Below are 20,072 nucleotides of genomic sequence, written 5' to 3'. Positions count from 1 at the left end.
AAAATTTGTTACAATATTTGTGCTGTGGTGAGCGTAGCTCAATCGGTCAGAGCACTGGACTGTGGCTCCAGGGGTTGGGGGTTCGAGTCCCCTCGCTCACCCCAGAAAGTTTGGAAAGCCCTTGCAATTCATCCTGGATTTCCCAAAAAATCCTTACTTCTCTCCCAAATCCGATGCTCATATCATAAAGGGAAAAGGCTTAAAAAAATCGCTCAGTCCAAAACCGAAAAAACTCTTTTTCCAAATTCAGGTCACAGAATAGGTTTCCCAGTTAGTATCTCCTTCCAACTCTTATGAGCAATTCCGCTTTAAACCCGCCTAGAAAGCTTGCTTTTCAAATTTTGGGCGTTCAAAGCAACGATAATAGTCGATAGAGACATCAAAATGGCACCTACGGCTGGAGAAAGAAGAATGCCAAAAGAATAAAACATACCGGCAGCAAGAGGAATGGCTATAACGTTGTAACCGGTGGCCCAAAGGAGATTTTGCTGCATTTTAGAGGCAGTATGTCTTGAAAGCTCAAAAATAGCAACCACATCTCTGGGGTCGTTTTTGACTAAAACTATGTCTGCTGCCTCGATGGCCACTTCTGTACCAGCACCAATGGCTATGCCCAGGTTTGCCTCAACGAGAGCAGGAGCATCATTAACCCCATCACCTACCATAGCAACCTTAAGACCTCTCCCCTTTAATTCCCTTATTTTTTCAGCCTTTTCATGGGGTAAAACTTCGGCAAAGAATTCATCGAGGTCAAGCTCCTTTGCTACCCACCGAGCAACCGAACGACTGTCACCAGTCAACATCATCACTTTTTTGCCCAACTTCCTTAACATAGAAACGGCTTCTCTCGATTCTTTACGAACAATATCGGCAAGAGCTATGGCGCCGACAGGTTCATCTCCTTGAAGCAGGATTACTACTGTTTTACCTTCTTCGGCAACTTTCTGGATAGTTTCGGGAATGTTATTCCCTCTTTTGTCTCTCAAAAAAGCAGTAAGACTGACTATACGATAGGTGCTTTGCCCTATGTTGCCCTCTACTCCTTTGCCTGGAAAGTAGCGAAAATCTTTGACTTCCACGAGCTTTTGACCCCGATTTTTAGCCTCTCTCACGATTCCCTGAGCAATGGGATGTTCCGAAAAAACCTCCAGACTGGCTGCAAGGCCAATAATTTCTTCGCTATTCAAACCTTTATCAAAAGGAATTATATCGGTTACTCCAAACTTGCCTTCGGTTAAAGTTCCGGTCTTATCGAAAACCACTGCTTCAACATCCTTAGCGTTTTCAAAAGCGGTACGGTCTCTTATCAGCAATCCCCGACGTGCTGATATATTGGTAGACACCGCGACTACAAGGGGGATAGCCAAACCTAAAGCATGAGGACAGGTAATAACCATGACGGTAACCATGCGTTCCAGAGAAAAAGCGAAGTCAGCTCCGGAAACCAACCAGCTAATAAGAGTCGAAAGTCCTGCAACAATGGCAGCGACAGTTAACCACAAAGCGGCGCGATCCGCAATATCTTGCGTTCTGGACCTGGTTTCCTGAGCCTTCTGCACCAGTTCTATGACCTGAGCAAGATAAGTTTCTTTCCCCGTCTTGCTTACTCGAATTTTGAGAGTACCTTCTCCATTAACTGAACCCCCAATCACTTTGTCTTTGGGTGCTTTCTCCACGGGTTTGGATTCCCCGGTAAGCATTGCCTCGTTCACACTGGAGTGACCTTCTACCACTTCCCCATCGATGGGAATTTTCTCGCCAGGCCTAACCAGAACCAGGTCACCAGGTTTCAAAGCGGAAACAGGCACTTCTTTTACAGAGTTATCGTCAAGCAAAAGATGAGCTTCTGAAGGTAAGATTTTTACCAGTTCTTCCAGCGCTCGAGAGGCCCCCAGAACCGACTTCATTTCAAGCCAGTGTCCCAAAAGCATGATGTCGACCAGGGTAGTCAGTTCCCAAAAGAAGAACTTGCCCCGAAATCCGAATACAACCAAGCTTGAATAAACATAGGCAACGCTTATTGCCAGGGCAATAAGCGTCATCATTCCTGGGTTATGCTTTTTCAGCTCGGAGAAAACACCCCGTAAAAAGGGTAACCCTCCGTAAAAGAAAATAAAACTCGAAAGTAACCATAAAAGGAAGCTGGAACCTCTGAAAGTTAGCTCGAAACCCATAAAGTTCTGGATCATCGGTGAGAGCAAAAGAACAGGTATGGTTACAACCAGAGACACCCAAAATCTTTTTCTAAAATCGCTAACCATTTGCATGTGGTGTTCGTGATGAGAATGATGACTGATTTCCCCACCATGCGCATGGTGTAGAGAAGTTGTTCCCTCGTGGTGGTGATGGTGATTTTCCACAGACTTTCACCTCCAAGGTTAAAACAAATCAAGAAGTTCGATTATTTCCTAATAGCCCTACACTCTGGAAGTGCAAACCGCAAAATGTAGAATGTAGCGAGGCGGAGCAAGAGCCTCCCTGCTTTCCTGTGTTCTTCCTTTCAATTTTGAAGTACGCTGTTTTCTAAGAACCGTAATTTACTTAACAGGTAGCATTTTTGGTATAATTTAGAAATACTTTATCCGAAGACCAGTTGGGAGACTGTAAATTAAAACTCAAAGGGTGAAGAAGTCATGAAAGAAAAACGAGTTTTCATCTTTAATCCTGGACCAGCAGCCTTACCAATTCCGGTGCTGGAAGAAGTCAGAGAAGAAATGCTCAGCTTTCGGGGAACAGGCATGTCAATTCTGGAGATAAGCCATCGCTCCAAGGAATTTGAGGAAGTATTAAATACTGCCGTCCTGAGAATCAAAAGATTATTAAACCTTAATGACGATTTTGAGGTGGTATTTATCCAGGGGGGAGCAAGTCTCCAGTTTGCAATGGTTCCTATGAACTGTGCCCAGCCTGGAAAACCTATTGCCTATGTGGATACTGGGTACTGGTCTACCAAGGCAATACAGGAAGCCCAGCGCATCGTTGATGATGTATGCATCGTGGCCTCCTCGAAGGATAGAAACTACACTTACATTCCCAAGGAGATACCCATAGATGATAACTTTTCCTATTTGCACATTACTTCCAATAACACCATAAAGGGTACCCAGTGGTGGAAGTTTCCCAAAACGGGAAACATTCCTCTGGTAGCAGATATGTCTTCTGATATTTTCAGTAGAGTTTTTGATCCTCGTCCCTTTGGCATCATATATGCTGGAGCCCAAAAAAACGCTGGTCCGGCTGGAGTAACCATTGTAATCATTCGCAAAGATATGCTGGAACGCATTCCTAAAAATCTACCTACCATGCTCAACTATACTACCTTTGTAGAGAAAAATTCTTTATACAATACCCCTCCCTGCTTCGCAATTTACGTGGTAGAAAAAGTAGCCCGCTGGCTGGAGGAAAACATTGGTGGAGTGGCTGCCATGGAAGAAATAAATCGTAAAAAAGCAAACCTGCTTTACGGATACATAGACAGTCAGGATTTTTACCGCAACCCGGTGCAACCCGAAGATCGTTCCTGGATGAACGTAGTATTCAATCTCCCTTCTCCAGAGCTGGAAAAGCTTTTCGTTGAAGAAGCCACCCGTGAAGGTCTGGTGGGTTTGAAAGGGCATCGTTCAGTAGGTGGTTGTCGCGCCTCGTTGTATAATGGTGTTCCGCTGGAAGCAGTCGAGGTGCTGGTTGATTTCATGAAAGAATTTGCAAGACGCAATGGTTAATTTCTTTGGTCTTTGGAAATTTTTGTGATATAATGCTTAGCGCAAAAAGAGTGGGCGAATAGCTCAGAGGGAGAGCACTTGCCTTACAAGCAAGGGGTCGGAGGTTCAAGTCCTCCTTCGCCCACCAGTATTTTCAAGGCTCCAGCAACTTCATTTTCCACAGTTATCCTTCTCGACAGTACTTGCAATAGCAACAGGAAATAAAAAAATTTCACCACAATAGCCTTCTGGAAAGCTTTCATAAGCACTTTTAAGAAGCAAGGCTGAAAGGAGATTGAAGCAAGAACATTTGAACTCGACGAGATCAATAATTTATTAGTCGAAAACTGTTTGCGGTTTATAATCATCTTTGGGAGGAGTATTTTGAGATAAAGTATTTCCTCAAAAAGGAGGAATCAAAAATGACTTCCTCGGAACGTTTGCAAACAGCTTTGGCTCATAAAGAACCAGACAGAGTACCTCTTGACCTGGGAGGTATCGTTTCGGGAATTACCCTCTATGCCCATCGTAATCTTTGCAAGTTCCTGGGAATTCAGGAGGAAGAAACATTGGTTGATCGAGTTCAGTACCTTGCCAAGCCGGCTTCGACAATTCTGGAACAATTTGATATTGACACCCGTTACGTATACGATGTAATACCCTACCAGGTATGGTCCCACGACACAGAAGGAACGACCTGGAAAGACAGTTGGGGCGTGGAACGCCGCTTTACTGGACTTTACTACGATATGACCTCGCACCCTTTAGCTAAAGTAAGTAGTCTGGAAGAACTGAAAAAGTACGTGCCACCTGAACCATCAATCGATTTCTTTAAGAAGGCCCGAGGCGAAGCCGAGGTACTGAAAAACAGCGATAAAGCAGTTATTATAAATTGTATCGGTTCTTGTTTTGAATTCGCCTGGTATTTACGCGGTTTTGCTCAGTTTATGATGGATCTTGTCTTTCAACCAGGACTTGCATGTAGCATTATGGATATCATGCTGGATTTTCAGTTACAGCAATTTAATTTGCTTCTTCAAGAAGCGGGTACTTTAATAGATTTAGTGCTGGTAGGAGATGACCTTGCTACCCAAAATTCTCCTTTAATATCTATTGAGATGTATCGCAAGTATGTCAAACCCAGACAGAAAAAACTTTACGAGTTTATCAAAACAAAGACTTCTGCGCCCCTTCTTTATCACTCCTGTGGAGCAATCGCTGATTTTCTTGAAGATCTTGTAGAAATAGGTGTTGAAGTAATCAACCCTGTTCAAGTTTCTGCGAGTGGTATGGACCCCAAATGGCTTAAGAAGAATTTTGGAGAAGCGCTTTCCTTTTGGGGTGGCATTGATACCCAGAGAGTGCTTCCCTTTGGAACCCCTGAGGAAGTACGGGAAGAAGTCCGACGCAGGATAGATGAACTGGCGCCTGGTGGAGGATATGTCCTCTGCACAGTACATAACATTCAAGCTGATGTCCCACCGCAAAATATCGTTGCTATGTATGAAGAGGCTCTTTCATATGGAACTTACTAAATAGAGCAACCATACTCAAGGCATTTTTCGAGACTCAAAGAGTGCTGTCAAAATTATAGCTTCTTATATTTCCTTCTTTATTCCAGACAGGATGGTTTCGCATCCTCAATGGGTTGCCAAGCAGCGATATATACGTAGTAATCAGGTATATTCCATGCGTACTCTCTTTTGTAGATAAGATAAATTTCCAACTTATAACGAGTTTGAGCCTTGAATACATCAAGATTGTTTCCCCTTACACCTGCAACATGGTAAAACGGACCGGAACGGGTCATTCCAACAACTTCAAGGATGGAACCTATACCAGAGGGGGGAACCACAATTTCTGCTTCCCGAAACTCAGGTGGCATGAGTACTCCGAATTTTTCGTCAAAGAGGTCTATAGCTCTTTCCTGACCTTCGAGAAGGTACTCCTCGGGTTTCATGTTCTCGAATATATCCAGCATCTTTTCAAGATAATCTATTTTTTTCTCTTTCTGTTCGTCTTCTCTTTTCTCATAGCGGTCTATCTCCATGGAAATGGCGCCTAAGGTAGCTTTGATGAGCTCAGATTTAAGTTCCAGGTTCTGCTCTTCTGCCTTGTTTTCCTCCACCAGAACACCGCTTGATTTCACCAGGGAATCATTGTCTGTTTCTGCAAGACCCGCAGTAGTTAGCAAAAAAAACAAGAGAAGTGTAATCAGGATGAATGCACTGGAAGTTTCCCCTTTTTTCATTCCTAACACCCTTTCTTAACTCAAGGACTTTAAAACTGGCTGGACACATACCTTGCTTTGAGTTCCTGTATCATGTCTTTGTTTTTCTGGTTACCAAAGTAGGAAATTGAAATGGGAATGTTTTCCTGAGATGGACCTCCGTGAAAGAAAGTACCACTGTACAGCACTCGGTTCGACCAGTAAAGTGTGGCTCCAAGATAAAAGCGATACTCACCAGGCATAACCGGGTTTCCACGCTGATCTCTACCATCCCAGACATACACTTGTTTTCCGCTGGGCGGAGTTGCCCCCGATACAGCGTCAACCTCAGTCTTCTTCAACTGAGGCCTTGCCTTACTTACCCACGTCGGCAGACAGTCTTTTCGAAAAGTGTACCCTCCTCTGGCAGTAAAGCTGGTTACAAAAACCGTCTTTATCAAATTACCGGTCTTATCCTCTATCCATATTGCGTATTGGCTAGAAGCAATACCTTTTCTCTGAAATTTAAAGGATATTTCCAGAAAACCCGGTCCTCTCCAGGTGGGATTTTCATCGGCAGTTTCCGGGTTTGGGGAGGAAACCACGGATGAAGCTTTGCCTTCAACACCTGAAAACCCATCCGATACAAACAACCCAAAAATTGCCAGACAAGAGAGCATGAAAATTCTCACTCCTTTACCAAACCAGCCATGTGTCTTTCTCAACTTCATTCCCATTCTCTTTGTCATTAGGAAGAAACTCTGTATCATGGTCAAAAGCTTTTCCACTAAGCTGTAGAAGCCGTATTTTACTCTATTTTACAGTAATTCTCCTCTTGAACCTTTTGTTCCACAGCTGCAATTGGGGATTGATTTTAAATGACCTGGGTTCAGAAATTAACTCATGAAAAACGTAGAACGAACGCAGCTCGCTTTTAGAAATGTTGAGATGCAGGCGCTCCTTTTTGCCTTTTTCGGGATTATTCACTCTTTTCTTCCTCCCCCAGTCTCTTTCTCATCTGCGTATCAGCCTGTAAATTCTGAAGTGAGTAGTAGTCCAGAACCCCAAGCTTTCCCTCTCTCAAAGCATGGGCCAGGGCTCGAGGAACTTCTGCTTCAGCTTCGACCACCTTTGCCCGCATCTCCTGGGTGTAAGCTTTCATTTCCTGTTCTCTGGCGATTGCCAGAGCTCTTCTCTCTTCGGCTTTGGCTTGAGCCACGCGTTTATCAGCCTCAGCCTGGTCGGTTTGCAGTCGGGCGCCGATATTCTGTCCCACATCAATATCTGCAATGTCGATGGAAAGAATCTCAAAGGCAGTACCTGTATCAAGACCTTTGTCGAGAACTGTTTTGGAAATGATATCCGGATTTTCCAGAACTTCCTTATGGCTCCTTGAGGAACCGATAGTGGTAACAATTCCCTCTCCAACTCGAGCAATGACTGTAGCTTCGGTAGCTCCTCCAATCAAGCGATCTATGTTGGTCCTTACCGTAACTCGGGCTTTAACCTTGAGTTCAATGCCGTCTTTGGCCACCGCTGCAACCACTGGGGTTTCGATTACTTTGGGGAGAACACTCATCTGGACCGCTTCGAGGACATTGCGACCAGCGAGGTCGATAGCGCAGGTTTTTTGGAAAGAAAGAGGAAGGTTTGCTCTCTCTGCAGCAATAAGGGAAATCACCACTCTGTCCACGTTTCCTCCAGCAAGATAATGGGCCTCAAGTGCTCCCACACTGAGGTCCAGACCCGCTTTGGTAGCTTTAATGAGAGGAAGAATTATTTTTGCCGGTGGGACTCTTCGTAACCTCATACCAATAAGAGTTACGATGCTCACTTTGACTCCCGCCGCCAGTGCCGAAATCCAAAGCCCCAGGGGTACCAGGGTAAAAAACACTACTGCGAGCACCAGAATTATTATTGCCGGCAAGAGATACAAACCAAAGTCCACTCTCCTCAGTCCTCCTTTTTTCTGATGACTATTATTTTGTTACCCCGCACTTCGTCTACCACCACTTTCTCACCAGCTCTGATAAACTCTCCCCTGCTGATAGCATCGTAGGATTTACCATCGATTTCTATAACTCCAGCTGGACGAAGTATGGTTTTAGCCGTACCTATTTGACCCAACAGCGCCCGGTATGGTGAAGTCTCTTGAGTTTTTTCTGGAGGAGAAACCTTTTCCTGAAGCCCCAACCTGCTCCAGATAGGATTTTTGGGAAGGAAGAAAAGTCCAACCAAAAAGATTGCTCCCATGATGGCAAGATAAAGGAGCATCTCGAGAATAACTGTTCCTCGGAAGAGAATTCTGGTAGTTCTCAGCACCAGGTACAGCGACATCACCAAAGCGACAATGCCAGATACGCCAACAGCGCCAAAACCTGGAATTACCAGGATTTCAATGGCTAAAAGAGTAATTCCGGCAATAAAGAGAATCAGAGGCTCCCATCCTGATAACCCTGCTATATACCTTCCTCCAAAAAATAGAGCTGTAGCAGTGATTCCCACAGCCCCGGGTATACCGAAACCAGGGGTCATGATTTCAAGGAAGATGCCACCGAAAGCAAGTAGAAGGAGGAGGGGAACTATCGCAGGATGGGTTAAAAATCGGGCCAGCAACTCAGACCAGGAAGGAGTAAGGGAAATCAAGGGACCATCAAAACCCAGTTGTTCCAAAACTTCTTCCCGACCGCGAGCTATACCGTCAACCGCCTGGTGTTGCAGAGCCAGATAAGCAGGGAGAGTCAAAAGCGCTCCCTTCTTCTTCAATCCCTCGATTTCCACATTGCGGTCAACCATAGCGGCAAAAATAGTGGGATCTCGTCCCCGTGCTTGAGCCAGTGCTTCTATCTGAGCGCGGATGGCGGAAACAGTTTTAGGGTCTGGTTTCTCTACGTCTTCTTGCCCAGAACGAGGTTCGCTGGCGCCAATACTACCATCAGGAGTGATAAAAATTTTTTCACAGGAAAGAGCTATGAACACTCCCGCAGACCAGGCCTTTGAATTTACGAAAGCTACCGTTTTGATGGGTGCTTTAAAAATGAGGTCTTTTATAAAAAGCATGGCGTCCACTCTACCACCAAAGGTGTCGATTTCAAATATCACTGCCTGAGCGTCACGTTTTTGAGCTTCTTCCAGTGCTCTCTTTACAAAGCTGGCCAAACCCCATTCCACTGCCCCCACATCAGGAATATCTTTGAGAGGCACCCAGATTATCGGCTGTTCAGCGAGGGCAGAAGAAGATACTGCAAGAAGGATAGTCAGTATAAAAAATACTATAAGGGCTTTTCCAAAAAAGTTATCCATGTACATTCATAACCCGCAAAGTGGGAAGATTTATTCCCGAAAGTCTGAGAAGCCAGAAATCAATCTTTTATCAGGCTTTTTAGGTGCAAAAGGAGCTTCTTTCAAAAGAAATGCTACAACTTTCCAGTTCCCGGTTTATCCCGGGAACTGGAAAGGACATCGCATATAGTAGAGTGTAAACTTAAAGTGACATTTCCAGAATGTTAAGCACGTCCTGCTTGTAAAGTTTTTTGGTATAACCAAGTGGTCCCAGACGGGTAGCGTGTTCAGCCATGCGTTCCAAGTTTTCTCTCCCAATACCTACTTCTTTCAGACTCACCGGTGCTCCAATTTCAGAAAACCATTGCTTGGTCCGCTCAATGCCAGCGAGTGCAACCTCTTTCACGTCCTTACCTTCTCGGGAAATACCCCATACTCTCTCTGCGAATTGTGCAAACTTTTCGGGTATTACATCTATGACATACTTCATCCACTGCGGAAAAAGAATTGCCAACCCTGCTCCATGCGGAATATCATAAAGAGCGCTGAGTTCGTGTTCTATCTGGTGTGTTGCAAAATCACCACAGGCTCCTGCTTCAATGAGGTGGTTGAGAGCCAGAGTGCTACACCACATGATATTTGCTCTGGCATCATAGTCATCAAGTTTTTTCAGAACCCGATGTGTATTTTCAATCAGCGTAAGCATTATTCCTTCTGCAAAGCGATCCTGGAGTGGTGTCTCGGGAACTGGATGGAAATACTGTTCGAAAACATGGGCAATGATATCCACGATGCCATACACGGTATGCTCTCGGGGCACAGTAAGCGTGTTAACCGGGTCCAGAATTGAAAAATCAGGAAAGAGGACCGGGTGCTTTACCGCAAGTTTTTCCTGGGTCTCTTCATTAGAGATGACTGCATTGCGATTCATCTCTGAACCTGTTGCAGCAAGCGTGAGTACACAGGCGAGAGGAAGTTTTTCCTTAGGCTCGGCCTTGCCTGTGAAAAAGTCCCAGGGGTCACCATCGTACTTTGCCCCCAGAGCGACTATTTTTCCAGTATCCAGAACACTTCCTCCACCTACAGCGAGCACCAGGTCAATGTTTTCTTGCTTGCAAATTTCAACTCCCTCTCTAACTTTGGAAATCAGGGGATTGGGTTTGACGCCACCAAGCTCATAAACCAGCAACCCTTCCTCCTTGAGGAGGGAAAGTATCTTATCATAGAGGCCAGTTTTTTTGATGCTTCCCTGACCATAGATGAAGAGAATCTTTTCGCCATACTTTTTGCATTCCTTACCCACCCGCTTCGTTTCATCTTTCCCAAAGATTACCCTGGTAGGATTCTGATATTCGAAGTTGAGCATAATTCTTCCCTCCGTGTCAAAGCGTTTTGTTGATATTATACAGCATTCAGCCAAATTGCTGCTTTTTCTCAACCAGCATCGTTCTGGCTTGACACCCCCGTAGGGAGGGTATACAATTAAATACACACCCCCGTAGGGAGGGATTGAAAATGAGAAAAAATGAAAATCAGCAAGCCAGAAGATTGCAAATAAAGATTAAAGGGATGCATTGCTCAGGATGTGCTGCCAGTATAGAAAAAACCCTTGCCAGGAGAAGCGACGTATTGAAAGCTTCTGTAAGCTTCACGACCCAGACCGCAACACTTGAGGTGAAAAAAAACGCAAACCTTGATTCCATCAAACAGGAAATAAAAGAACTTGGGTATGAGGTGGAAGATGAATCAGAGCTAACTAAGATTCATCTGAGAATTGAGGGTATGAAATGCCCGAGTTGTGTCCAAGGAATTGAGAGTTCGCTAAAGAATCTGGAAGGAATTAAAGAGGTTCACATAGAGCTCCTCCCAGGTACCGCAACTATCGTTTTTCAGCCAGAAAAAATTCAATATCCAACCATAAGAGATTTTATCGAAAGTCTTGGATACCACGTTAAAGAGGACCAAAACAACCAGCCTGAGGGTGATCAAAAAGAGCTCTCTAAGGCCAGACAAAAATTAATCCTGAGCTGGGTTTTCACCGCGCCCCTGGTAGTTTTGATGCTGTTTAAAATGGTGGCAGGAGTTGAAGTAGCTTTTTATCTTGGCTGGGAGTTGCTCCTGAGTTTTCCAGTCATATTCGTCGTTAACTATGACAGTATACGCCGAGCCGGGAAGCTAATTTTAAAGGGCAAAACAAACATGGATACTCTGATCACTGCTGGCTCTTTAGCCGCTTATCTTTCTGGCGTAATCAGACTGCTGGGAAAACCGGTGGAAAGCTTTGCCGGTGTCGGAGCAATGATTGTTGCCTTTCACCTAATTGGGCGCTTCCTTGAAACCTCTTCCAGACACCGCGCTACCCGGGAAATCGCTGCTCTCCTTGAAATGAAACCTCAAATAGCACACCTGAAAAAGGATGAAGGAGAAGTTATTGATGTGGCTGCGGAAGAACTCAAGGTTGACGATCGAGTAGTGATAAAACCTGGTGAAAAAATTCCCCAGGACGGGATAATTATCTCGGGTAGAACTACCGTGGACGAATCCATGGTTACTGGAGAACCCCTTCCCGTTGTTAAGCAAGAAGGCGATTTTATCATAGGCGGCACAATTAACCTGGAAGGTTTTGTAGAAGCCAGGGTCGTCCGAATAGGAAGAGAAAGCTTTTTGAGTCAGGTTATCGAGCTGGTCAAGGAAGCACAGAGCACCAAAGTACCAATACAGGCCTTTGCCGATAAAGTGGTGGGCATTTTTACTCCTCTGGTTCTGAGCCTGGCACTGGCTTCCTTTGTGGTTTGGTATTTCTTACCGGGAGTATTGCAAAGTGCTGTTCTGACTTGGATTAAACTGTTACCCTGGGTACCTCCAGATCTTGATCCTTTTTCGAGAGCTCTCTTTGCAAGCATTTCCACCCTGGTTATTGCCTGTCCCTGTGCCCTGGGACTGGCAACACCAATGGCCTTACTGGTGGGAAGCGGAGTTGGCGCAAGACGTGGTATCCTTTTTAGGGATGGTCGCGCTATCCAGCTCCTTAGAGAAATAAAAACTGTGTTTCTTGACAAAACGGGAACTCTAACCCTGGGAAAACCAGAGGTGACGGAGTTCGTTTTGAACCCCGCACTCTCTTCAAACCGCTTCTGGGAGGCAGTTTACGCACTCGAAGAACGTTCAGAACATCCCTTAAGTAAAGCAATCGTTGAGTACATGAAGAAAAAGGGGCTGAAGCCAGACACCTTTCCAAAGGTAGAAGAGTTCAGGGTAGAACCAGGAAGAGGCGTTACGGGTCTTGTAAACGGCGAAAGAATATTTATAGGCAATTATCGCTTCTTTGAAGAGAACCAGCCTGAGAACTTCGACCTCTCTTTTATAGAATTTCTTGCCAGAGCGGGTACTACAGTGATCATTTTTACTCGTAAAGAATTCTGGGGAGCTTTCAAGTTTAGAGATACCATCAAGGAAGGGAGCAAAGAAAGCATCAATCGCCTGAAAAGCATGGGCAAAAAGGTTGTTCTTCTCACTGGTGATAGCGAAGAAGCTGCTCTCGAGGTAGCCAGGAACCTTGGCATAGAAGAAATAGCCTCCAGGCTCCTACCTCAGGATAAAATGAGGATCATCGAAGAGCATCAAAAGAGGGATGAAAAAGTAGCCATGGTTGGTGATGGCATCAACGATGCTCCTGCTCTCAAGAAAGCCGATGTAGGGATTGCCATGGGAGCTGGCACCAACATAGCTCAAGAAAGCGGCGATATAATTCTTGTACGCAATGACCTGCGTTCCTTAGAAGAAGCGTTTCTCTTATCCGAAGCTATTTTCAAAAAAATCAAGCAAAACCTTTTCTGGGCCTTTTTCTACAACCTTATTGCCCTGCCTCTTGCTTTCCTGGGAGTTTTGCACCCGGTAATTGCTGAAATAGCTATGGGTTTCAGTTCCTTAAACGTAGTTCTTAACTCGCTCCGCTTGCGGAAGTTCGCTGGAGGTCCTGTTAGGACTCATAGTTTCTCAAATTGGTCTTTGCCAGCTCCACATATAGGACAGACCCAGTCTTCGGGCAACTCCGCAAATGGGGTGTTAGGGCTGACGCCTGAGTCAGGGTCACCAAAGCGGGAATCGTAGATATAGCCACATATTCTGCAGCGATAGCGCTCTGATGAAATAGCTCCAGCTCCCTCCCCTTCTTCGTGGTAGGTGGCCGCAGTACGCGGTACCTTGCCCCCTTTCACATCACGGTAATAACCATAGGTCATGGCTTCCTTAGAAGAATCCAGAAAATCCGTTTCGACCACTTCACCCAGGAATATAAAATGAGTGCCTGCGTCCAGAACTTTGATCACTTTGGCCTCTATGTAAGCTACGCTGTACTCAGAAAGCAAGGGTACCCCTGTCTTGCCTTTGAAATGTTTTACTTCGGCAAACTTATCAATATTCCTGCAACTTTTAAACCCAAAAAGACCAATGACCTGAAGAGGCGTGTCCTTTTCCAGCACCGAAATTCCAAAATAACCACTTTCCTTGATAAGTTCTTGGGTGTAACTCTCCTTGTTTACACTGGCTACGATTTGAGGGGGAAAGGCAGTGACCTGAACCACAGCGTTGACAATGCAACCGCCTCTTTTCTCTTCAAGGGCGGAAGAAATAACGTACATTCCACAGTTGACCGAAAAAAGCGCATCCAAATTCATCTTGGTATTTTTTTCCTCCTTCTCAAAGGTCCGCTGAGGAACTCCTCAGCGGACCTTTTTGGGTTAACTTTCTGAAAACAATCAAACGCTACCTGAAAGCTCAGCCAGTTTCTGCATTACTTCCCGGGTTGACTGATAAAGCTCTTTAAACAGTTCGTAGTAGCGAGTGTAAATTTGGTGACGTTCAGCATCGACTTCAATGACCGGTCTAAAGCTTACCCAATCTTTTATTCTCTCTGGCTTGTCGATCACTCCAGTACCAAGACCGGCAAGAAAAGCATCTCCGAAAGGTGCTTCGACATCTTTGGAAAGGCGCTTCATGTTAAAGCCGGTTACATCGGCAAATATTTGTACCCAGAAACTGGAGCGAGCAACACCTCCCACGATCCAGCACTCGGGATTAAGTTTCATTCCAGTCTTAAGGGCTTCTTCCATGTTATGACGCAGTGAATAAGCAGCTGCTTCAAGCATGGCCCGATAGACATGGGCGCGGTTGTGATAGAGCGAAAGCCCCAGAATGGTTCCCCTCGCGTCAGGATCCCAGATGGGGGAACGTTCGCCCATGAAGTATGGTAGAACCAGAATGCCCGCACTGCCAGGAGCAATGTCTTTTGCCTGCAACTCAAGCAACGTATAAGCTGATATGCCAGTGTTCTGCTCCACTTCTTTTTCGTAACGACCAAACTGGTCTCTAAACCAGCGGGCAAGAGCGCCAGAGGTGGCACTACCACCAAAAGTATAAATGAGTTTATCATCATAAACAACGTACGGAAAACTGACCAAACCCGGGGTCAAATACTCTCCACCATGTACAGTTCCCCAACACATGGAGGTGCCTGCCATGGCAACATGCTCTCCCGGCTCAAGAACTCCTGCACAGAGTTGCGCCACGGGAGCGTCCACACCACCTGCTACTACTGGTGTCCCCTCCAGAAGTCCCATAGCTTGAGCAAACTCCTTGTTGAGCTTGCCAGCTACGTCCGAAGATTTAAGGATTACTTCAGGTAGCATCCTGCGAGGAATACCCAGGATTTCACACATTTCATCTGACCAGGTGCGCTTGTGAATATCAAAAACTCCTCCAATATTGCCGGCTGAAGAAAAATCGGTAATCAAATTTCCTGTAAAACGATATATGACGTAATCCTTAGGAGTAACAAACTGGTAGATTTTGTTCCATATCTCAGGAAGATTGTTGCGTATCCACATCATTTTGGTAAAACCATAATAGGAATCCACATAATTGCCAGTTATACCAAAAATCTTTTCCAGAGGCACATTATCTTTAACCCATTGCGTTTCTTTGCGGGCTCTCCGGTCCATCCAGATGAGACAGGGATAAAGGGGTTGTACTTTATCATCTACCGGGATTCCGGACCCTCCGTAAAGCCCACTCAAAGCCAGCCCAGCAATTTCTTGAGGTTTAACTCCCGATTTCTTTACACATTCAGCGATAGTCTCCACCACTGCTTCAAGCCATACGTCGGGCCACTGTTCTGCCCAGGAAGGGCGGGGGGTTATCACCTGATACTCACGAAAGGCATCGGTAATAAAGTTACCCTTCTCATCAACCATTACTGTTTTGGTTCCCTGAGTTCCAATGTCTGTTCCCAAAAGGTACATTTTACACCTCTCCCCAAGAATATTTTTCTTTTTATTGTATCATTATTGAAAGGGCAACTAAGACAATAAGGAGGAAAAATATGCTGTGCGAAAGGTTGGAAAAAGGAATTGTTGTTTTCGATGGTGCGATGGGCACTCGCCTCCAGGAAAGGGGTCTTAAAGCTGGACATCCACCAGATGAGTGGAACATTTCGCATCCTGAAGAGGTTCTGGCTGTACACATAAGTTATGTAGAAGCTGGGTCAGATATGATTCAAACCAATACTTTTGGTTCGAACCGCTTGCAGCTTAAAAGGCACGGACTCGAAGATAGGATAAAGATTATTAACCAAAAAGCAGTGCAAATTGCAAAAGAAGCTCTTAGAGAAAACGTTCTACTTGCTTCCTCAATAGGTCCCTTGGGAGAGTTTTTGGAGCCTTTTGGTGACCTGACCAAAGAAAAAGCCAGGGATACTTTCAGGGAGCAGATGGAAATTTTGAGAGAAGAAGGTATTACAATTTTTCACTTGGAAACTTTTTCTTCTTTACAGGAAGCTTTAATCGCTGCGGAAGTGGCTCTGGAGTTGAAGGCTGAAATCATAGTCAGTTTAACCTTTCAAAAGCGAGGAGATGGCACCTTCACCACGTTGATGGGTGAAACCCCCCAAAGAGTATCCTTTACCTTGCAGGATTTACCCGTAGCGGCCATTGGTTCCAATTGCGGAACCGGCATCCATGAAATGCTTTTTCTCGTGCAAGAATTGCGCAAACATTACCAGGAGGGCTTTATTTCCTGCAAACCTAACGCAGGGATACCTCGGGTCGAGGGAGATAAAATTCTATATACTGAAACTCCTCAGGACTTTGCCCAGGTAACTCAGGAACTAATCAAAGTGCCAGTGAATATAATCGGAGGCTGTTGTGGTACCACGGCTGAGCATATAAAAGCTATTCGAAAAACAGTTGACGACTATTCCGCTTCAAAAAGAAGTTGAATAGAAAAATAAAAGGGACAAGCCACACCGGGCTGCTGCAAGGGTAACTACCACTACCCTTGCAGCAGAATTTTAACTCCCACTGCTACGATAGCCACTCCACCCAGGAGTTCGGGATGAGGGATGAAAGCCTTACCGAAGCGATGCCCCAATGACACCGCAAGGTAGCTCATCAATGCGCATACCACCCCTATAATCAGAGCACGCACGTATATGGCATTTCCCATAAACGCAAAGGAAAATCCCACTGCCAGGGCATCAATGCTGGTAGCCAGAGAAGCTAAAAGCAGTGGTATTCCCTTGCTGAAATCCACATTCTCTTCAGGCTTGTTTTTTAAACCTTCCCAAAACATTTTAATACCCACAAAAAGTAAAATGAGAAAAGCCACTAAGTGATCAAAACTTGAGACATAGTGCAGGGTTGTAGTCCCAGCAAAAAAACCCAGGATGGGCATTCCAAACTGGAATGCCCCAAAAGAAAGTGAAAGACGTAACTTTGCTCCCAGAGGACATACCTTCTGGCACATCCCAAACACCAGGGAAAGTGAAAAAGCATCGAGCCCTAATCCAAAGGCGACTACAAAGACCTCTAACACAATGCATGCACCTTGGGGTCCGATTTATTCACACCTGGCGTGCAAAATTTGCCGCCTCCAAAACTGCGTGATAAATTTTGCGAGGACTTCTTGCATCACCTATAAGGTATACTTCGTTGATCCTTCCTTTCAACGCTTCAAAGAGCTCCCTTCTTGGTCGAGTGCCCAGAGCAAAAACCAGGTAATCAACATGCAATTCAGATGTTTGGGGATCGGCTTCGCAGAGGTACACTACCCTCCCTCCAATCACATCCATGCATTTGGTATTGCTCATGATGGTGATGTTACCTCTTTCATTGAGTTCCTTCAAAAGCTCTATGCGGGTTATAATTTCTGCGTCCTGAGCAAGTTGAGGCAGCATTTCCAAGAGGTACACTTTGTTATCCAGGTCCGAAAGATAAAGGGCAGTTTCACAACCTACCATACCTCCGCCTATAACCGCTACTTCCTTCTTAGAAGGAGTGATTTTACCCTTTAAAACATCCCAGGCTGTGGTGCTGATGGCGGCTTCCAGTTGCGAAAATTCGGGGATTATGGGCTCACCACCCGTCGCAACAAAAACCACATCAGGTTCCATAGCCAGAATCTTGTCAGGAGTAGCCTCTTCGCCGGTAATTACCCGGACTTTAAGCTTCTGAAGCATTTTCTCCAGGTACTGGAGGAACCAGCGGATTTTATCTTTGCCTGGTGCAGTGGCTGCCAGGAGAAGTTGACCACCAAGTCTTTCTTCCTTCTCTATTAAAACAACCTCGTGCCCCCGTTGAGCACAGAGCATTGCTGCTTCCATTCCAGCTGGACCGCCACCAACAACCACTACCTTTTTAGAGCAGGTAGCCAGATCCTGCTTGCCCCAATAAAATTCTCTTCCTGCCCAGGGGTTTATTGCACAGTGAACCTTACCGTTGGCAAACAGCTCTCCTATACATCCTACATTACAGCTTATGCAGTAGTTAATATATTCCTCTTCTCCTCGAAACGCTTTGTTGGGCCACTCCGGGTCTGCTATCAAGCCTCTTCCTATCGCCACAAGATCCGCCTTGCCCTCGGCAAGAATTTTTTCTGCAAATTCAGGATGCCTTATAACTCCAACCGTTATAATTGGTAAAGAAACCTCTTTCTTAAGGGCTTCGGCCAAATAAACTCGCCAGCCTTCTTCATAGTTTACCGGTTCTATAATAGTACTAACCGACTCGTATATTCCACAGCTTACGCTAAGGTAATCAATCCCTTTTTCTTCAAGGTGTTTGGCAATAGCTTTACCCTGTTCAAGATCAATTCCTCCCGGCACAAACTCGTCAACGCTAAGACGTACTCCTACCACAAAATCTTCTCCGGTCAGCTGCCTTATACCGTCGATTATCTCGTCAAGAAAGCGCAACCTGTTTTCGAAACTTCCTCCATACTCATCGGAACGCTTATTGGTGTAGGGAGATAGAAACTCGTTGATCAGGTAGCCGTGCGCGGCATGAATTTCCACCCCATCAAAACCTGCCAGCTTTGCTCTCAAGGCAGCTTGAACAAATTTGTCAACAAGAGATTTAATTTCATCTGTGCTTAGCTCTCTTGGCTCCACACCGAGAAATTTGCAGGCAATAGGAGATGGAGCTACTGGCTGGAGACCAGAGGTTGTCGAAGGTGTACATTGCCGTCCTCCGTGCTGAATTTGCAAAAAAGTTTTTGCTCCCTCAACGTGTATTGCCTCAGCGAGAGCTTTTAATCCTGCCAGGAACTTGTCGTCGTCTACAGCTATTTGAGAAGTTAAGCTCCTTCCCTGGTACATATCTACCTGCGCATTTTCGATAATAATAAGTCCCACTCCGCCTGCTGCTCTAAGGCGATAATACTCTATAAGTTCTGGAGTCACTTCCCCAAAAGCACTACCCAGGTTAGTAGCCATAGGTGGCATTATAATCCGATTTCTGAGTTCTACTTTTTTAATCGTCAGTGGTGAAAAAAGATTAGGGTACTTCATTTAAGAAACCTCCTTAAGGGCTTCAGCCAACTTGAGGGCTGTGCCTTGTATTTCATAATACTCTTCTATCAATTCAAATAGCTTATCTTTCAAAATGCTCCGAGCGCTTTCTATATTACCACCTTCTTTTAAGCCTTTTTCATAAGCTTGACGAATTTCTGTTCCCACGTTGATTTTGGTGATGCCATTGCGAATTGCTTCCTGAACGTACTCTTTTCTAATGCCCGAGCCTCCATGTAAAACCAGGGGTATCTGGGTACGTCTGGCTATTTCCTTCAGCCACTCTATGTTGAGGCGTGCTTCCACCTTCTTCTGGTCTTTTGCGGCTCCACTTATTGCACCGTGAATATTGCCTATTGCTATTGAAAGCCAATCCACCCCTGTTACCTTGACAAATTTTTCCGCATCTTCAGGAGAAGTGAAACCCTTTCCTGAAGCAAAAAGCTCTTCATAGGGAGGCAAGGGCCCTTTCTCGTGCCCCAAGACGGCTCCAAGCTCGGCTTCCACACATACTCCCCGGGGGTGAGCCATAGAAACTACTTCCTGAGTAACCCGAACGTTTTCCTGGAAAGGCAAGCGGGAACCATCGATCATTACTGAATGATAGCCAAGAAGAAGCGCTTCCTGAATAAGTTCTTTCCAGTTTACCAGATTCCCTTCTTCATCAATGACCGGAACATGGTCCTGGTGCAAACGAGCCAGAGAAGGGTCTTCCCAGCGAGCATATTCTTCTTTGACCGCTTTAAAGCTTTCAGCACCAAAACGCATAATATCAGGACGGGATACTTCCAGCAAAGCAAAAGTGCAGGTTTCTTTCAGGACATCAAATATAGTTTTCACCATTGGAAGGTAAGCAATGTTGAAAGCAGGAACCAGGACATGTTCCCGATAAGCTGCTTCCATAATCCTACCAATCGAAGCTGCTTTTAGAATTTCTTTCCATTCTTGTTGCATTTTTTGAAAACACCCCTTTTCTGATTTTGATGTATCTTGCAGGAAGCGTGAACGCCGATACACCAGAGATATGGTCAGCGACTTT

14 protein-coding genes, 2 tRNA genes and 1 pseudogene are annotated in these 20,072 nt (G+C 45.3%); 6 read left to right on the top strand and 11 right to left on the bottom strand.

What is annotated here, in order from left to right; translation table 11 throughout:
• The first annotated feature begins 27 nt into the window (after positions 1 to 27).
• Positions 28 to 104, top strand: a tRNA-His gene (locus QBE54_RS04745).
• 204 nt (positions 105 to 308) lie between these two features.
• Here the strand turns inward: QBE54_RS04745 and QBE54_RS04740 are convergent.
• On the bottom strand, positions 309 to 2,261 hold the full coding sequence (locus QBE54_RS04740; RefSeq protein WP_369019392.1) for a heavy metal translocating P-type ATPase: 1,953 nt from the start codon (positions 2,259 to 2,261) through the stop codon (positions 309 to 311).
• A gap of 372 nt (positions 2,262 to 2,633) precedes the next feature.
• Here QBE54_RS04740 and serC point away from each other — a divergent pair, with 372 nt between their 5' ends.
• The 3 genes from serC (at position 2,634) to QBE54_RS04725 (ending at position 5,236) form a co-directional block, all read left to right on the top strand.
• Positions 2,634 to 3,722 (top strand): 3-phosphoserine/phosphohydroxythreonine transaminase, encoded by a 1,089-nt coding sequence (gene serC / locus QBE54_RS04735; protein ID WP_369019198.1) that lies wholly within the window; start codon positions 2,634 to 2,636, stop codon positions 3,720 to 3,722.
• A gap of 52 nt (positions 3,723 to 3,774) precedes the next feature.
• A tRNA-Val gene (locus QBE54_RS04730) sits at positions 3,775 to 3,849 on the top strand.
• 274 nt (positions 3,850 to 4,123) lie between these two features.
• Entirely contained in the window at positions 4,124 to 5,236 is a 1,113-nt protein-coding gene (locus QBE54_RS04725) for a uroporphyrinogen decarboxylase family protein (RefSeq protein ID WP_369019197.1), read from the top strand.
• Positions 5,237 to 5,313: 77 nt separating this feature from the next.
• On the opposite strand, the gene QBE54_RS04720 is transcribed toward QBE54_RS04725, so the two are convergent.
• From QBE54_RS04720 to QBE54_RS04700, 5 genes are all read right to left on the bottom strand, one after another.
• Positions 5,314 to 5,952, bottom strand: coding sequence for a hypothetical protein (locus QBE54_RS04720; RefSeq protein ID WP_369019196.1), 639 nt, complete (start codon positions 5,950 to 5,952; stop codon positions 5,314 to 5,316).
• Between the two features lie 29 nt (positions 5,953 to 5,981).
• Positions 5,982 to 6,641 (bottom strand): DUF2271 domain-containing protein, encoded by a 660-nt coding sequence (locus QBE54_RS04715; protein ID WP_369019195.1) that lies wholly within the window; start codon positions 6,639 to 6,641, stop codon positions 5,982 to 5,984.
• Between the two features lie 248 nt (positions 6,642 to 6,889).
• Positions 6,890 to 7,858, bottom strand: a complete 969-nt coding sequence (gene floA / locus QBE54_RS04710) for a flotillin-like protein FloA (protein ID WP_369019194.1) — start codon at positions 7,856 to 7,858, stop codon at positions 6,890 to 6,892.
• 5 nt (positions 7,859 to 7,863) lie between these two features.
• Complete coding sequence (locus QBE54_RS04705) at positions 7,864 to 9,213, bottom strand: nodulation protein NfeD (protein WP_369019193.1); 1,350 nt, start codon at positions 9,211 to 9,213, stop codon at positions 7,864 to 7,866.
• A 181-nt stretch (positions 9,214 to 9,394) separates the two neighbouring features.
• The gene (locus tag QBE54_RS04700) at positions 9,395 to 10,558 is read right to left on the bottom strand and encodes an iron-containing alcohol dehydrogenase (protein WP_369019192.1); all 1,164 of its coding nucleotides are present in this window, start codon (positions 10,556 to 10,558) and stop codon (positions 9,395 to 9,397) included.
• A 149-nt stretch (positions 10,559 to 10,707) separates the two neighbouring features.
• On the opposite strand from QBE54_RS04700, the pseudogene QBE54_RS04695 reads away from it, so the two are divergent.
• Positions 10,708 to 13,089: pseudogene (locus QBE54_RS04695) on the top strand (heavy metal translocating P-type ATPase); the annotation flags it as partial.
• 89 nt (positions 13,090 to 13,178) lie between these two features.
• Here QBE54_RS04695 and QBE54_RS04690 read toward each other — a convergent pair.
• Positions 13,179 to 13,868: a flavin reductase gene (locus tag QBE54_RS04690; RefSeq protein WP_369019191.1), complete on the bottom strand. Its 690-nt coding sequence runs from the start codon at positions 13,866 to 13,868 to the stop codon at positions 13,179 to 13,181.
• Between the two features lie 81 nt (positions 13,869 to 13,949).
• On the bottom strand, positions 13,950 to 15,491 hold the full coding sequence (locus QBE54_RS04685; protein WP_369019190.1) for an FGGY-family carbohydrate kinase: 1,542 nt from the start codon (positions 15,489 to 15,491) through the stop codon (positions 13,950 to 13,952).
• A gap of 80 nt (positions 15,492 to 15,571) precedes the next feature.
• Here QBE54_RS04685 and QBE54_RS04680 point away from each other — a divergent pair, with 80 nt between their 5' ends.
• Positions 15,572 to 16,465 (top strand): homocysteine S-methyltransferase family protein, encoded by an 894-nt coding sequence (locus QBE54_RS04680; protein WP_369019189.1) that lies wholly within the window; start codon positions 15,572 to 15,574, stop codon positions 16,463 to 16,465.
• A 53-nt stretch (positions 16,466 to 16,518) separates the two neighbouring features.
• Here the strand turns inward: QBE54_RS04680 and QBE54_RS04675 are convergent, their stop codons facing one another.
• The 3 genes from QBE54_RS04675 to QBE54_RS04665 are packed head-to-tail and all read right to left on the bottom strand — an operon-like array spanning position 16,519 to position 19,987.
• Entirely contained in the window at positions 16,519 to 17,061 is a 543-nt protein-coding gene (locus QBE54_RS04675; RefSeq protein ID WP_369019188.1) for a manganese efflux pump MntP family protein, read from the bottom strand.
• A gap of 28 nt (positions 17,062 to 17,089) precedes the next feature.
• A complete protein-coding gene (locus QBE54_RS04670) occupies positions 17,090 to 19,033 on the bottom strand; it encodes an FAD-dependent oxidoreductase (protein ID WP_369019187.1) in 1,944 nt (647 codons plus the stop codon).
• Positions 19,034 to 19,987 (bottom strand): class II fructose-bisphosphate aldolase, encoded by a 954-nt coding sequence (locus tag QBE54_RS04665; protein WP_369019186.1) that lies wholly within the window; start codon positions 19,985 to 19,987, stop codon positions 19,034 to 19,036.
• Between the last annotated feature and the right edge of the window lie 85 nt (positions 19,988 to 20,072).

Source organism: Thermatribacter velox (assembly GCF_038396615.1).
Taxonomy (GTDB): Bacteria; Atribacterota; Atribacteria; order Atribacterales; family Thermatribacteraceae; genus Thermatribacter; species Thermatribacter velox.
Note: the sequence above shows the minus strand (reverse complement) of the source record. Positions and strands in the feature narration are given on the sequence as shown.

Coding starts and splice junctions, on each gene's coding strand:
- QBE54_RS04740 (WP_369019392.1), bottom strand. CDS start 2,261: ATGGTTAGCGATTTTAGAAAAAGATTTTGGGTGTCTCTGGTTGTAACC.
- serC (WP_369019198.1), top strand. CDS start 2,634: ATGAAAGAAAAACGAGTTTTCATCTTTAATCCTGGACCAGCAGCCTTA.
- QBE54_RS04725 (WP_369019197.1), top strand. CDS start 4,124: ATGACTTCCTCGGAACGTTTGCAAACAGCTTTGGCTCATAAAGAACCA.
- QBE54_RS04720 (WP_369019196.1), bottom strand. CDS start 5,952: ATGAAAAAAGGGGAAACTTCCAGTGCATTCATCCTGATTACACTTCTC.
- QBE54_RS04715 (WP_369019195.1), bottom strand. CDS start 6,641: ATGAAGTTGAGAAAGACACATGGCTGGTTTGGTAAAGGAGTGAGAATT.
- QBE54_RS04705 (WP_369019193.1), bottom strand. CDS start 9,213: ATGGATAACTTTTTTGGAAAAGCCCTTATAGTATTTTTTATACTGACT.
- QBE54_RS04700 (WP_369019192.1), bottom strand. CDS start 10,558: ATGCTCAACTTCGAATATCAGAATCCTACCAGGGTAATCTTTGGGAAA.
- QBE54_RS04690 (WP_369019191.1), bottom strand. CDS start 13,868: ATGAATTTGGATGCGCTTTTTTCGGTCAACTGTGGAATGTACGTTATT.
- QBE54_RS04685 (WP_369019190.1), bottom strand. CDS start 15,491: ATGTACCTTTTGGGAACAGACATTGGAACTCAGGGAACCAAAACAGTA.
- QBE54_RS04680 (WP_369019189.1), top strand. CDS start 15,572: ATGCTGTGCGAAAGGTTGGAAAAAGGAATTGTTGTTTTCGATGGTGCG.
- QBE54_RS04670 (WP_369019187.1), bottom strand. CDS start 19,033: ATGAAGTACCCTAATCTTTTTTCACCACTGACGATTAAAAAAGTAGAA.
- QBE54_RS04665 (WP_369019186.1), bottom strand. CDS start 19,987: ATGCAACAAGAATGGAAAGAAATTCTAAAAGCAGCTTCGATTGGTAGG.